Source organism: Chromatiales bacterium, assembly GCA_014323925.1.
Taxonomy (GTDB): domain Bacteria; phylum Pseudomonadota; class Gammaproteobacteria; order Poriferisulfidales; family Oxydemutatoraceae; genus SP5GCR1.
This window is the reverse complement of the sequence record JACONC010000001.1, coordinates 160,491-172,040: the sequence shown is the minus strand read 5'-3', so window position 1 is coordinate 172,040 and position 11,550 is coordinate 160,491. Positions and strand designations below refer to the sequence as shown.

Annotated in this window: 12 protein-coding genes; 2 read left to right on the top strand and 10 right to left on the bottom strand. The window is 45.3% G+C overall.

The window, feature by feature from the left end:
* Positions 1-132 precede the first annotated feature (132 nt).
* From GDA45_00800 to GDA45_00760, 9 genes are read right to left on the bottom strand one after another with little or no spacing between them, the layout of a single operon-like run.
* Complete coding sequence (locus GDA45_00800; GenBank protein ID MBC6413465.1) at positions 133-1,035, bottom strand: type II secretion system protein; 903 nt, start codon at positions 1,033-1,035, stop codon at positions 133-135.
* A gap of 12 nt (positions 1,036-1,047) precedes the next feature.
* Positions 1,048-1,599 carry a prepilin-type N-terminal cleavage/methylation domain-containing protein gene (locus tag GDA45_00795; GenBank protein MBC6413464.1) on the bottom strand — a complete coding sequence of 184 codons (552 nt, stop codon included), beginning with the start codon at positions 1,597-1,599 and terminating at the stop codon, positions 1,048-1,050.
* The gene (locus GDA45_00790) at positions 1,596-2,750 is read right to left on the bottom strand and encodes a type II secretion system F family protein (protein ID MBC6413463.1); all 1,155 of its coding nucleotides are present in this window, start codon (positions 2,748-2,750) and stop codon (positions 1,596-1,598) included. Before GDA45_00790 ends, GDA45_00795 begins: the two co-directional genes overlap by 4 nt.
* A 4-nt stretch (positions 2,751-2,754) precedes the next feature.
* The gene (locus GDA45_00785; protein ID MBC6413462.1) at positions 2,755-3,201 is read right to left on the bottom strand and encodes a type II secretion system protein; all 447 of its coding nucleotides are present in this window, start codon (positions 3,199-3,201) and stop codon (positions 2,755-2,757) included.
* Positions 3,179-4,978 carry a Flp pilus assembly complex ATPase component TadA gene (tadA, locus tag GDA45_00780; GenBank protein MBC6413461.1) on the bottom strand — a complete coding sequence of 600 codons (1,800 nt, stop codon included), beginning with the start codon at positions 4,976-4,978 and terminating at the stop codon, positions 3,179-3,181. The genes GDA45_00785 and tadA overlap by 23 nt, the downstream gene beginning before the upstream one ends.
* Positions 4,975-5,646: a hypothetical protein gene (locus GDA45_00775; GenBank protein ID MBC6413460.1), complete on the bottom strand. Its 672-nt coding sequence runs from the start codon at positions 5,644-5,646 to the stop codon at positions 4,975-4,977. Before GDA45_00775 ends, tadA begins: the two co-directional genes overlap by 4 nt.
* Entirely contained in the window at positions 5,643-6,095 is a 453-nt protein-coding gene (locus GDA45_00770; GenBank protein ID MBC6413459.1) for a hypothetical protein, read from the bottom strand. Before GDA45_00770 ends, GDA45_00775 begins: the two co-directional genes overlap by 4 nt.
* Positions 6,092-6,946, bottom strand: a complete 855-nt coding sequence (locus GDA45_00765) for a hypothetical protein (GenBank protein ID MBC6413458.1) — start codon at positions 6,944-6,946, stop codon at positions 6,092-6,094. The genes GDA45_00770 and GDA45_00765 overlap by 4 nt, the downstream gene beginning before the upstream one ends.
* Positions 6,943-8,445: a hypothetical protein gene (locus GDA45_00760; GenBank protein MBC6413457.1), complete on the bottom strand. Its 1,503-nt coding sequence runs from the start codon at positions 8,443-8,445 to the stop codon at positions 6,943-6,945. The genes GDA45_00765 and GDA45_00760 overlap by 4 nt, the downstream gene beginning before the upstream one ends.
* Before the next feature lie 352 nt (positions 8,446-8,797).
* On the opposite strand from GDA45_00760, the gene GDA45_00755 reads away from it, so the two are divergent.
* Both GDA45_00755 and GDA45_00750 read left to right on the top strand, forming a co-directional pair.
* A complete protein-coding gene (locus tag GDA45_00755) occupies positions 8,798-9,295 on the top strand; it encodes a peptidyl-prolyl cis-trans isomerase (protein MBC6413456.1) in 498 nt (165 codons plus the stop codon).
* Positions 9,292-10,020, top strand: a complete 729-nt coding sequence (locus GDA45_00750; GenBank protein MBC6413455.1) for a UDP-2,3-diacylglucosamine diphosphatase — start codon at positions 9,292-9,294, stop codon at positions 10,018-10,020. Before GDA45_00755 ends, GDA45_00750 begins: the two co-directional genes overlap by 4 nt.
* Positions 10,021-10,300: 280 nt before the next feature.
* On the opposite strand, the gene GDA45_00745 is transcribed toward GDA45_00750, so the two are convergent.
* Complete coding sequence (locus tag GDA45_00745; protein ID MBC6413454.1) at positions 10,301-11,542, bottom strand: DUF4147 domain-containing protein; 1,242 nt, start codon at positions 11,540-11,542, stop codon at positions 10,301-10,303.
* Positions 11,543-11,550 lie beyond the last annotated feature (8 nt).

Sequence of the window (11,550 nt, the reverse complement as noted above, 5' to 3'; positions counted from 1 at the left end):
TTGTTATCTCCTAATACCGACCTTTACTTTGATGTTTTTATCACTAGGCATCAGCTAATCAGAGAGGGCAATCACTGCTATCGTCTACCAAGGAAATACAGTGCACTAACAAGATTATTATAGCATAATCAGCTAGGAGCACTTAATTATAGCGATGCCTCTTAAAAAGGTTCTATCGTTGACGCTAAATTCTCGATCATCGGACAGTGTATTCTCAATGCGCCATCTATTGCCACTGCTGGTAGCCGTCCACTGTATTGAGGTCACCGGTCGCCGTGCGGGGGTTCCAATATTAGCCGATGTTATATAAATTTTAGGTAACCGACAGTTTGGTTTGGTGATGATGTCGCCCGCACTGACCAACTGGATACGCTCGACTGTTTTACTCAGGCTGTGTTTATTGCCAAGCGACCCTCGGTTGAGTTCAAAATCATCGCCGCGCGCACGGCCTATGCCAAAGATATCATTGCCCGCTAGATTCATATCACCGGTCATCGCTTTAGAGCCATCAATCCTATAGTAATCATCCAATAATTGTCTGAATAAGGTAATATCCGTGGGCGGTAGCCATTGAGATGTCAGGCTTTGGTTGCCGTTTGTTAGGGTAGCGGCATCATTGATACTTGGGGTGCGTGCCTTAATATAATGTGCCCAAATCTCTAAACTTGCAGGCATCTCTAAACTAATGGTAAATGTCTGGGCACTACATCCCAGCGTATAACGCACTGCTGGAAATGGTGAATCTCTATCTATGCCTACGGCGTTCATAGTCGGCTCAGCCAGCGCATTGACGCACTGGTTGTCATCGTCTGGCCAAGAACCGGTCTGTGCATATACCACCTGCGCTTGGTTGCCGATGATGGTAAGTTCCTCGATGAGCGCATCCGATAACCGCTGATTCAATTCGTTAATATCCGCTCTGAGTTTATAAACCGCATAACCGGAGACCAAGATAGATAAAATAGCCACCGTCACCAGTGTTTCTATCAATGTAAAACCGCAGTGCTTTTCGGTTTCAGCTACAGAAGACCGCATCAACTATATACCTCAGTTTGCTAGATAATCGTTAAACTTTAAGATGCGGCTGCGCTCAGAATGCATCGCTTTAGTGAGCACAACCTCATCTTTGTCGCCGGCTATTTGATGTCTTTGTAGCGGATAACCAGTTAATACAACATCGTCGGCAATGATAAATCTAAGCTGTATGCTCGCATCGTTGATGCGTATCTTAAAATCGTCTTTGGCATGACCGTCGGTTATTTGAAAAATTTTATTTGCGATGACTTGCCAATCGTTGCCTTCCACTTTGCGCTTAAGCTGTCTCATATTCACATCGGCGGTGGTGCGAAAGCCTTGCGCGTGTAAGTTTTGCGCGTGTAGCAATATATTTTTTGCTTTCAGATAGTGCTCTTGAAATTCGGCCTCTGCTAATTGGCTGGCGGCGGTGTTCATACTATAAGTGGCGGTGATAGAGATTAAAACGACAATCGTAGCGACTACCACCAACACCTCTATCAATGTATAGCCCGGTCTTAATGTATAACCTGATCTTAATGTATAACCTGATCTTAATGTATAACCTGGTCTTGATGTGCTCATAGCTGTACTCCGCTGAGACCCGAAGAATAAATCGGCAGTAACACCCCTGATAGTATAAGTGCGATAGCGGACAGTGTAATGATCATTCCGATAATATAAAAGGTGCGCGAGATGGTGGTGGCAAGCTGTGCTCTTTCGATATCCAATAGTTGCGCAATTTGTTCCAACAGATGTACTCTATTTGAGGTAGTCAGTGCAGCAATCCCCATGCAGCATTCAGCCAGAGTTTTAGAAAAATATTGGCTGTTGAGTAAATCGCTGAAGGTCTCGCCGCTTTGTCTTTGATTAGAGATATACTCTGCGTGCTTTTTACCTATCGCTGTTGACAGCAATTGCTCGTCGTGCTCGATACTGAGACCGGCGCGTTCCAAAATCAGCCATACTGAAATTAAGCGTATTGAACGCACCACTCTTGGATAGCGATCAAAAATGGAGATCGGCCACAGCTGTTTGAGATTATCTCCGTATTTAAGAAATACACCGACGATAGCGGCGACGATTAAGAATAAGCTCCATAAATAGTCACGCGTATAAGTTCCTATCGCGTTTAAGACTAAGCCAGCAACATTATATTGCTCAATGATGCCGGCTTCGATCAGCGATGTCAAAGCACCTGATGTGCCTAGCGATACACCTGACAAAATTACCAGTGAGGCGATCAATAACATCAACCCACCAATTATCCCTTTGCTCGCTGTTCTCTTAGTTTCTATCTCTTTGTGTAGACTAGAAATCGCTTGCTTAAGGACTGCTGCAATTTGACCACTCTTCTCACCGGCGCGGATGACCGCAACGACGATAGGATTAAAAGCGAGTGCCTCTAAGCGCTCACTCAAACTCAGATTAACATCCAGTGCTAACGGATTTCGTCTGGTTAGATGTTTAATCGGTGCATAGGTTCTAAACAGTCGCGACGATTGATCGGGGATACCTGATATGTAATAAGGCATTAATTTCATTAAAAATATCATTTGTACTTGTGCTGAAACACGAGTCGTTAACCAGTCGTAATTGAGACATCTCTTAACACCGACTATCTGTGCCAACTCGTAACCTGCAGTGCTGATTGCGTGTTTGAAACTAATCCCACGAACGACCACTTCTTGCAGCTTGCCAGTACCGCCCACTAATTGAATACGCCAGGCAAACATGGTGCTACTGAATGTTGTATTCTACGGTTAATACCTTGTTCGTTATACTGGCGGTAACATTTTGCATTGCCTTCAAAGTGCTTTCTAAATTAGTGGCATTAAATGTAGTTTCCATTTCTATAGTGAGCTTTTGAGCAGCTGGTGTAAACTTAACTTTATTGTTTCCTTTAACCCCTGGCCATGATTTCATAAAGGCAACACTGTCGTCGGATAACTTGAAATTTGTTAAGCTACCATTTTCCATGCGGTACTGGGTGAGTTCGGTGGGTACCCTAGAGATCAGTATCTGTTTGAGACCAGTCTCCTCAGCCGATAAAATTTTATTTCCTGGTGACAACGCATAAATAGAACTCGCAGTTAATGCTGCTAAAATAGCCACTACGATAATCACTTCGATCAGCGTAAAACCGCGCTGCCCGGCTGATTTTTTAAGATTGCATAATTGCTTCATGAGGTTTCTCCATAATGTTGAGTTGATTGTGCCCTCTGCCTGAGCCATTCGCTTTAACCAAGAGAGCGGAATGGTTATCCGTGTCGGATGTGTCGGATAACGCTAAAGAATCGATAGGCACACCCCAGGCATAACCGAAAACATCCGATAGCGCCTCGAGGGTGGTCTCACCTTGCAGCCATAGCTGCAAGGCATAATCTTCCAATAACAGGTAATTTCTGTTTTGCTTGATATACGCACGCATCTCATAAACTGATGCATCCTCGTTAAGTAGCTGTTGTAATCCACTGTCTACTGCTATCACCTCGATGATCAGCGCCCGTCCGTGATAGCCACCACGGCAATGCCGACAACCTTCACTATTTGCCACCTTCACTTTTAGTTCGGCAGTGGATTGATATTTGAGATGCCGATAATAATCCTGTGCGACTAATTCGCTTGCACAATGGCTACATACTTTGGCAACCAATCGCTGCGCTGAAACAAAGCGTAACCAAGATGCCAGCTGAGTTTTCTCAATGCCGAAATCAACCAGACGATCTATGACACCTAATGCATCTATGGTATGCAGTGTCGTCAATACACCGTGCCCAGTCAGCCCAGCACGCATCGCTTGCTGGGCAGTGCGCTGATCCCGAATCTCGCCGACGAGTATTAAATCTACATCGGTGCGCATCATCGAACGAATGCCTGCTTCAAAATCCAAACTGTTGTTATGCAGGCTGTCTTCATCGCCACTAATCTGTGTTTGTTCTATACCTTGCAAGTTTTGTTCAACAGGATCCTCTAGAGTCTGTATAGATTTATAGGGATAGCGACGATGTATTTCGTTTAGTATGGTGTATATCGTCGTTGTTTTACCGGAACCAGTAGGACCGGTAAAAACACACAGTCCATCAGTCATCGCAGTAATATCCTTTAATAATCGCTTAGTGTTTGCGAATATTTTTAGGTCTGTTAGCTTAGCGATGCGCACTTGTTGGCCGCCTAAAAACCGCAAAAAGAACGCCGGTTTGTTGATCCCGTCGATGAAGATGGGTCGCATAGAGACGCGCACCTCAGTCAAACTTCCGCCATCATCCTTGAACCTAAAGTGACTATCTATCAACCGATTGAATGTGCCGGTCACCTGCTTACATTCATTTAAGATAACATTACACAAATGTTTATAGCAGACGCCATCACCGTCTTTATAGGTCCACTCGTATATCGGATGCAATTTGCCATCTATACGTTGTTTGATAAGCACACTATTATTGCCAATCGGGATGATTTGCAAATCACTGGCAGCGGCTTGCAACGCATCGCTCAACCACTTCATAACGATCTTCTTGGCTACAACACCGCGGGCATTTTCTTTATATTGTTCGGAATGACGCACCGCGTTCTGTTCAGAGACTTGTAGCACACCGTAGCCTTTTAGCGGTGATTTAGCCAAAACCTCAGAATTCAATAAACCTCTGATTGCCGGCGAGATAAACGGATTGGTTAGAAATAACTTGTTGTTCGCATACAGCCAGCCTTTTTCGGTTTCGTCTTTGCATATCGGTTGGCCGTGCTGTGCCGATGAATAAACCTCTAAATTAAATGCCTGTGCAAATGCTTCGGCGAGCAAAGTCGGAGATAATTTGTCACCGCCGAGTTGCAACAACCGCTCTATCACCCGATCAGGTTCAGGGCAACCTATGTGATGCACTGTAGCCTGCTCCAATACGCCTGTTTTGTTGAGATATTCAAGCACTTGCTTAAATTTATCTATTCTTTGCTGTTGCTTCATGGGTTGCGCTCGATGTCGACCGGGTTGTCATTCTGCTGTGTGGTTCTATGGATCTGATAAAGGACTCTCAGATCTGGTTTGTCATCGTGGCTAAGCGTGGCAGTAGCGACACTAATCTCGATAACCTTCCAGTTGCCAGCAATCGATTCATCCTCAGAAAAATCCTGTATCCGCCCATCGTCTAAGCTAAATCGTGCACGACCGCCGACGATACCTAACAAATTAATATTCGGCGCGCGCATACTGGGTGAAGCATATTCCAAACTGGTATCATGGGTAGGCAGAGCGTACTGCAGTGAATCAATAGCGCGTGGATGAGCACGACTTAATCCTTCGGGACTTAATCCTTCGGGACTTAATCCTTCGGGACTTAATCCTTCGCTACTACACAAATAACCTTTATCCCTGCATTGTTTTTGAATATCGGCGATATCGTGCAACAACTGCATCAGTACCTTTTTGTTCTCTTCTAAGCGAATACGCTTATATAGACTTAGCCGTTCATTTACTTCCTGCGATTGCCAGAGCGACTGTTCATTTACTTCCTGCGATTGCGCGAGCGGCTGTTCATACGATGGGTGTTGTTCAGCAGATACATTGCTACACCAGAGCATATACATCATTGCGATTAAGCAGATCAGCAGTCGCTTTATGCGAGTCAATTTCATTTCACTACTCCAAGTATATTGATTGATAAAACACCCTGCCTCTGGTTGAGTTGAATATCAGACACCTCGGCGGGCACCGTTCTTTGAATCGTGCGCATCACCGGCATGACTAAGTCCGGCGGTGCAATCATGACTGCGTGCCATACATTACTCGTCTCGCCATCGCCAGCAATAGCCGCATTCTCGTTGACCTGCCATGCCACATTAGGATATTGTTCAACTATCTCGAGTACCTTTAACCAGCTTTGCGTTATCGGCATTAAATCCGCTTCGTGTTCGAGTGTGTGTATCTGCTTGTTAATCGCGGCAAGATTATTTTCCATGACCACGATATCAGTATCCGCAGTCGCTGCGGCTAGGGTCTGGTAATTAATGGCATAAGATGCGAGCACCGCAAGCGCAAAAATACCGATCGCTATGATGCCGACCATAAGCGTATTGGTTATCACTGTAAACGCACCTGAACGCGACCCGACGGTAACCATTGTTCGGTGTAAGGAACATCGTGCCTCGCTAATACATAAATCATATCGGTGTACGATTGATAGGGGACCGACAGCTGTATGGCATCTATCTCTGCGTTGGGGATTTCTATATCTTCAATCCAGCTCAACTCTTCGAGCAGCGTTAATATCGCACTTTGATTCGGCATAGTGGCTAATTTTCTTTTTTTCAATTCAGCAACCACCGTCTGTGCACTTTCAATCTCTGCACTTAGAGTCTGGCGCTGTACTTCGAGCTGCTTGATGTTTCTATCAGTGAGCCACGAACCAGACAGCCATCCGAATAGCAGTGCGACTGCCGAGAACAATACTGCTGCCAGTATCGTTTTATGCTTTTGCTCGCGGGTTGCGATTTGCTCAGCCATGGTCATCGCTGAGCGATCGGGTAAAGTGATGTCATCAATATTCACTTCAAGCCACTGTATTTGATGTGTGTTAAGCTGTTCACCTACGGTCGCTACTGCACGACCGTCGACGACTTCCCCAGTGACTGCGGTTTTCTCGTCCAAATCTACTGCTACATATTGGCCAATATGATTATGCTTATAGGCGAAGATGCCGTTATCAGGACGCCACTGCTTAGACGCATATAAGGTTTGCCAATAACCGTAAATCGGCACACCACGATAGATTGCTTTTTTTTCTATCAACTCTTCGGTTAGGCAAAAGATACTAAAACCTTCGACTTGTTCGAGCAATACTGTTTTCGAAGCCGGCAGTGCATGACCCACTGAATCGGCAATTATCAGACATCGCTTACCTTTTATATTCAAAATACCGGGCGTGAATAATGTCATACCGAAATCTCCCTAGGTAACACGATAACGACGAGTTCTCGGCGGCGGTCGCTGTTATCTTTAGAAGTAAATAAATCACCCAACACCGTTCTATCCAAACCTAAGGAGGCACTGACATTATCGCTAATCTGCTTGGTGGTCAAACCACCGACTGGCACCGCGCGCCCGGAACGCGTAATTGCTTTAGAACTTAAATTAGTCAACGATATGCGCGGCGCTTTGGAGATAATGACACCACCTGATACGATATCCTCTAATCTTATCAACGACGACAGCGCCGGTATTACGGTCAATAAAATTTTATCGTCGGCCAGTAGTTGCGGCATGACTGTCAATTCCAAACCTATCTGCGCTTGCTGCAAACTCGCCGAGACACGCTGCTGATTATTCGCATCACCCGGTATAATTTCTTGGCCACCGGCATACGAAAAAGTTTCAACTGAATTGATGCGTGCAACACCACCGTTTGCGGCGATTAAATTGGTGCGGTGTAGTACTTGTATATCCTGTTCATTATCAAAATTATTCAGCAATACATCGAAGTTGTTGCCGTTAATCGAAAAATCAGAATCTATCACCCACCCGCCAGCGGTCAAGTTTATTGTCTCTTCACTACCACCCGATAAGCCAATGCGTCCCGAATCATTGAGTGCTAAAAGATTAAATAGCTTTACTTTGGCGTTGTTATTAGCCACATCCAATATCAATACTTCCATTTGCACCATGCGAGTAGATTTTTGTTGCAGCGGGTTCAACCACTCAGCCAGACGTTTGATCTCTTGTATAGGGCCCGATGCAACCAACAAGCCAGTTCTCTGGTCGGCTTGCACCCACGATAATTCCTCAACAAAGCCATCGTCATCGTCGGCAAAATCACTGGTTGAATCTGTAAAAATATCTTCCTCGCATAAGCGCGTCTTCATAATGCAGTTCGCTTGCTCGACGATCGTTTGCCATGGTGTTTTATCGCCGTATTCCATACGACTTGAAATAGAAAGTTCAGCATCTACCGAACTGTTTAGATCGCTATCGTCATCGGTGGCTGTTGCAGAACCGAAATAAATACGATTGAGGCTAGCCGATGCGATCGCTGCTAAATTCCATTGACGGGTAATATAGGCAGCAACTTCAACGATATTATTTGCTGGGTTTAGGGTGATTCGGTAATTACTCAGCCCTTCCAAATAGGCAAGAAAATCGGCTACCCGCATCTCTTTATTCGTTCTTATGCTGTACACCTTAGTTAAATCTACCGCAACATCCGCCGCGCGTACGACCACTGAGAAAGGTAAGGTTGCATGGATAGCCTCGCGCAAACTGAGCTGTGCATTGGTGACATTGACTGATTGTAATAATTCATCGACGATTGCTAGTTGGTTAATTTTGAAGTAAGCCTCAGACGGTGGACTTTGATACTGTTGCGTTGGCAGCACTTGTTCGGCGACTGTGCGGCTGCCTATATCATCTGCTACACAGGCGGCTAAAAGCAATGCTGTCATTGCATACGATATGCATGGCACAAATATACTGGCCAATCGCCGGGCACAAATATTGTTGTATTTTATAAATATATAATGCTGTAACTTCATAGTCCTTCCTCACAAGATGTACAGCAATTTTGCATCACGCGCATCCCAAAAAATTTCTTTTTAGACGAATGGCATAAAATAGATGACGAACGGTTGTGATATAATAATCACCTCATCTATGGAGAGAAATCAAAACACCATGAAAAGATATTTAATTTATAGCATCGCAATCATAGCTTGCCTTGTAGTAGGCGCCTGTAAGCCCTCACAACAAGCCGAAGGCGAAGGCGGAAAAGAAACAGGAGAACAGGTGAAAAATACAATAGTTAAATTAGAAACCAGTGAGGGTGATATCATCATTGAATTGGATGATGAAAAAGCACCTATCACCGTCGCTAACTTCATAAAATATGTTGACGAAGGCTTTTACGACGGCACCATCTTTCACCGAGTCATTCCTGATTTTATGATACAAGGGGGTGGATTTACCGCCGATATGCAACAAAAGAAAACACATCCGAATATCAAGAATGAAGCCGACAACGGTTTGAAAAATAACCGCGGCACCATTGCAATGGCGCGCGCGCTGTCTCCCGACACCGCAAGTTCGCAATTTTTCATTAACCTAAAAGACAATGATTTTCTTAATTTCAAACAGAAAAACTTAGAAGGTTGGGGGTATTGCGTATTTGGCAAAGTGACTTCAGGAATGGAAGTAGTAGATAAAATCGCAACGGTCAAAACCGGCACCAGACAGGTCCATCAGGATGTGCCGATGCGAGCGATTACCATTAAAAAGGCTAGCGTAGAGAATGGATGACAACACTGTTCATCGCCGACTGTCATTTAAGTCCCGAACGACCCCAAATTATTGAGCTTTTTTGCGATTTCATAGAAACTCGTTGCCAAAGTGCACAGGCACTTTACATACTAGGTGATTTATTTGACCGATGGCTAGGTGACGATGATCCAACACCTGGCTTAGAAGCCGTTTTCACCACACTTAGAAAATATGCGCGTACTAAACCGCTGTATTTTATGTCCGGCAACCACGACTTTTTAGTCGGCAGAGCATTTAGCGAGCGTAGTGGATGTCGCTTTGTAGGAGGACAACCCTCTGAAGACGCAGTGGTCGTTGATATAGAAGGCAACAAGACCCTATTGATGCACGGCGATCAATTATGTAGCGACGACATTGCCTATCAAAGATATCGCCGGGTGGTGCGCAACCGAATGTTGCAGACATTGTGGAAAGCTATGCCACTTGCCTGGCGCCAATCATTCGCCGAGCGATTAATCTCAACCAGCAAGCACGCCACCGCTAAAAAGGCTGAAACTATTATGGATGTAAACGACAATACCGTCAAAGCAACGATGCGGCGATATCAGGTACAGCGACTCATACACGGTCATGTGCATCGCCCGGCAATACACGACTTTACACTAGATGGTAACAACGCAAAACGCATGGTGTTGGGTGACTGGTACGAGCAAGGCAGTGTATTGGAAGTGAGCGAAGAGCACGCGACACTCGATCGGCTATAATGGTATATCATTTCAATTTGCGAGACAAAAATAATTCGGGACAACTCAGGACAATTCGGGACAATTCGTAAGGGCTCTTCATCACCGCACACCCAGTACACACACGACAACTGGTTAAAGGATGCCCTTATAAACTCATGTTCTTTTGATTATGCCGGGCATACGGTGCGCTTTGAACAATACAACTGCCGCGAACGAAGCACTTTAGAGAACTAAGCATCTTCATCCCGCAGTATCGATAAATGCGTTACCACGACTATAGATGAGTGGTCGCAATGGTTTATGACGACTTCAACCCGATCATCAAGTCCATTACATTGGTGCCAGTGGGGCCGGTGCTGATAAGATCCTTAGTTTGCGATAAGAAATGACCGCTGTCGGCAGCTGCTAAACTATGTTTAACATCGAAGCCTTTAGACACTCCTCTCGCTATAGTGTTGGCGTCTACCAATGCACCGGCATCAGTGGTTGGTCCGTCGCTACCGTCGGTGCCGGCAATCAAGAAATAAATACCTTCTTTATGCGCAATGCGCTCGGCTAGTAATAATGCAAGATGTTGATTGCGTCCACCGCGTCCCGGATTGGCTGGCAAATGCATGGCCGGCTCTCCACCCCAGATCAACAACCGATGTGTACTGTCGGATAAGGTTTGATACAGACGCTCAGCAACTTCACTGACATCACCTGCGATGAAATCGGCGACTGCGTAAGCATCATAGCCTAACGCGATCGCTTGATCGACACACGCTGTTTTAGCGTCATCCAAGCAGGCAACGATGCGGGTATCAATGCACGAGAAGGCATCTGCATTGGGCTGGGCTACGAGTTCCATGTTATTCAAGCATTGTTTTATCTCTTGCGGGTAATCATCAAGATTTAGTTTTCCACTAGGCTGACTCAATAAGCCTGAACCGATCACTGCAGGGTCATCGCGCGGCACATCAGAGATCATCAAATTCAATGTCTTGCAGCCTCTGAGTTTTGCCGCTAACCGTCCCCCTTTGATGCAAGAAACTGCTTGGCGCAACGCATTCATCTGCCCTATATCGAAACCTTTAGACAACAGCAATCGGGTCATCTCTTTTAGATCGACCAAAGTCATACCAGTGGCTAGCACTTCGACTAAACTGGAAGCACCGCCCGATAACAAAAAGAGGAAATGCGCACCCGCTACAGCTCGACTATCTAGATAATCTAATAATTTTTGCCCAGCGTGTAAACTCGCATCGCTAGGAAGCGGATGATCGGATTCTATCAGTTCTATGATATTGTTTTTTTTCAGTTCGGCAGCGATGTGTCCGCGCTTAGTAATTAACAAACCGTCTTTTACGCTATCACCGAGTACCGTCAAAGCCCCCAATGTCATATCTGACGCTGCTTTACCAATCGCCAGCAAATGCAGTTGTGAAGAGGTTATAGGGTATGCCTTTAAGGCGCTGATGACTGCCGATCGTCCTCTAACCCGGTCAATACCGCAGTTGAAAATCTGCATTAAATCGGTGCGGAATTTATCTTGCGTCATGATCTATT

What these genes read in the sequence shown, in the direction of transcription:
- GDA45_00800 (MBC6413465.1), bottom strand. Translation starts at nt 1,035, where the DNA reads ATGCGGTCTTCTGTAGCTGAAACCGAAAAGCACTGCGGTTTTACATTG.
- GDA45_00795 (MBC6413464.1), bottom strand. Translation starts at nt 1,599, where the DNA reads ATGAGCACATCAAGACCAGGTTATACATTAAGATCAGGTTATACATTA.
- GDA45_00790 (MBC6413463.1), bottom strand. Translation starts at nt 2,750, where the DNA reads ATGTTTGCCTGGCGTATTCAATTAGTGGGCGGTACTGGCAAGCTGCAA.
- GDA45_00785 (MBC6413462.1), bottom strand. Translation starts at nt 3,201, where the DNA reads ATGAAGCAATTATGCAATCTTAAAAAATCAGCCGGGCAGCGCGGTTTT.
- tadA (MBC6413461.1), bottom strand. Translation starts at nt 4,978, where the DNA reads ATGAAGCAACAGCAAAGAATAGATAAATTTAAGCAAGTGCTTGAATAT.
- GDA45_00775 (MBC6413460.1), bottom strand. Translation starts at nt 5,646, where the DNA reads ATGAAATTGACTCGCATAAAGCGACTGCTGATCTGCTTAATCGCAATG.
- GDA45_00765 (MBC6413458.1), bottom strand. Translation starts at nt 6,946, where the DNA reads ATGACATTATTCACGCCCGGTATTTTGAATATAAAAGGTAAGCGATGT.
- GDA45_00760 (MBC6413457.1), bottom strand. Translation starts at nt 8,445, where the DNA reads ATGACAGCATTGCTTTTAGCCGCCTGTGTAGCAGATGATATAGGCAGC.
- GDA45_00750 (MBC6413455.1), top strand. Translation starts at nt 9,292, where the DNA reads ATGACAACACTGTTCATCGCCGACTGTCATTTAAGTCCCGAACGACCC.
- GDA45_00745 (MBC6413454.1), bottom strand. Translation starts at nt 11,542, where the DNA reads ATGACGCAAGATAAATTCCGCACCGATTTAATGCAGATTTTCAACTGC.